Annotated in this window: 1 protein-coding gene; it reads right to left on the reverse strand. The window is 35.7% G+C overall.

Annotation, left to right across the window (positions count from 1 at the left end):
• Positions 1–1,297, reverse strand: a protein-coding gene (locus tag NiCM35_RS26595) for an IS3 family transposase (protein WP_433780907.1) whose coding sequence is annotated in 2 segments (ribosomal slippage) — positions 1–853 and positions 853–1,297 — 1,298 coding nt annotated over the 2 segments. Because the reading frame shifts where the segments join, the coding sequence is not laid out codon by codon here. This gene is flagged as partial in the annotation.
• Between the last annotated feature and the right edge of the window lie 55 nt (positions 1,298–1,352).

The following is a 1,352-nucleotide window of genomic DNA, read 5'->3' on the forward strand; positions in this document are numbered from 1 at the left end:
AATTTTCCCTTTAACCGTTTTCTATTATAGTATTCTATATATTTTTCTAATTCTAGTTTAAAGTGGTTCACACTTTCAAATTCCTTAAAATAAAGGAGTTCTGACTTCAGTATCCCAAAGAAGTTTTCCATTACAGAGTTATCGTAACAGTTCCCTTTACGTGACATACTCTGTTTAATCCCTTTTGCTTGAAGCAAGTTGCGATATTGTTTCATTTGATAATGCCAACCTTGGTCGGAATGCATGAGTAATTGATGCCTTTTTGGTAAGGATTCTAATGCTTTTTCTAACATGTCCGAAACTAATGAATACGTTGGTCGAGAACCGATGGTATACGTAATAATTTCCCCATTAAATAAATCTAATACAGGCGATAGATACAGCTTTTCCCCAAATAACTTGAATTCTGTAATATCTGTTACCCATTTTTCATTTGGTGCGTCCGCACTAAATTGACGGTCTAAATGATTTGGCGCAATTTTACCGACTGTGCCTTTATAAGATTTATATTTTTTCATCCTCACTAGACATTTTAAACCCAGCTCTTTCATGATTCGTTGAACCTTTTTATGATTTACTTTTTTTCCACGATTCACTAGCTCATCCCGAATACGTCGGTATCCGTAACGACCTTGATGTTCTTCATAAATGGCTTGGATTTCTCTTTTTATATCGGTGTCTGGATCAGGTCGATTCATTCGTTTTACTAAATCATAATAGGTGCTGCGTGGAATGCCAGCGAGTTTTACGAGTGACTTCACCGAATACTTATGCCTTAACTCATAGACTACTTGTGCTTTGTCTTGTTTGGTGATTTTTCCTTGTTTTGAACTAAGGCATTCAACTTTTTTAAATACTCATTTTCCATTTCCAGTTGTTTTATTCGATCTTCTAGTGCTTCAAAAGAACGATCAGTAGAACTTTGTTTATTTGAATCTTTTTTCATGGATAGACGCCCCTGTTCCTGTGACTGAAGGGCCTCTATCCCTTGTGTTTCAAACTTTCTTTTCCAAACAGCTAGAGTGGAATGCGCTGGGATATTAAAAATAGCTGCCGTTTCACATAGAGAAGTACCATTTTCAGTCATATATTGTAGTACTTCTAGTTTAAACATTTGTGTATAACTTGTACAACGTTTCATCAATGCCTCTGCACCATTGTAGTTGTATTGTCTTACCCATTTAACAATCGATTTGTGATCTATTCCAATTGATTTTCCAATTTCTCTGTAACTTTCTTTTCCGCTTAAATAGCGAGTTACGGCTTGTAGCTTCATTTCCGCAGTAAATTTGGACAAAAAAACTGCACCTCCAATTATTGTAGATAGTGTCTAACAATTGGGGTGCAGTTCA

Source organism: Niallia sp. M35 (assembly GCF_050971705.1).
Classification (GTDB): Bacteria; Bacillota; Bacilli; order Bacillales; family Cytobacillaceae; genus Niallia; species Niallia circulans_A.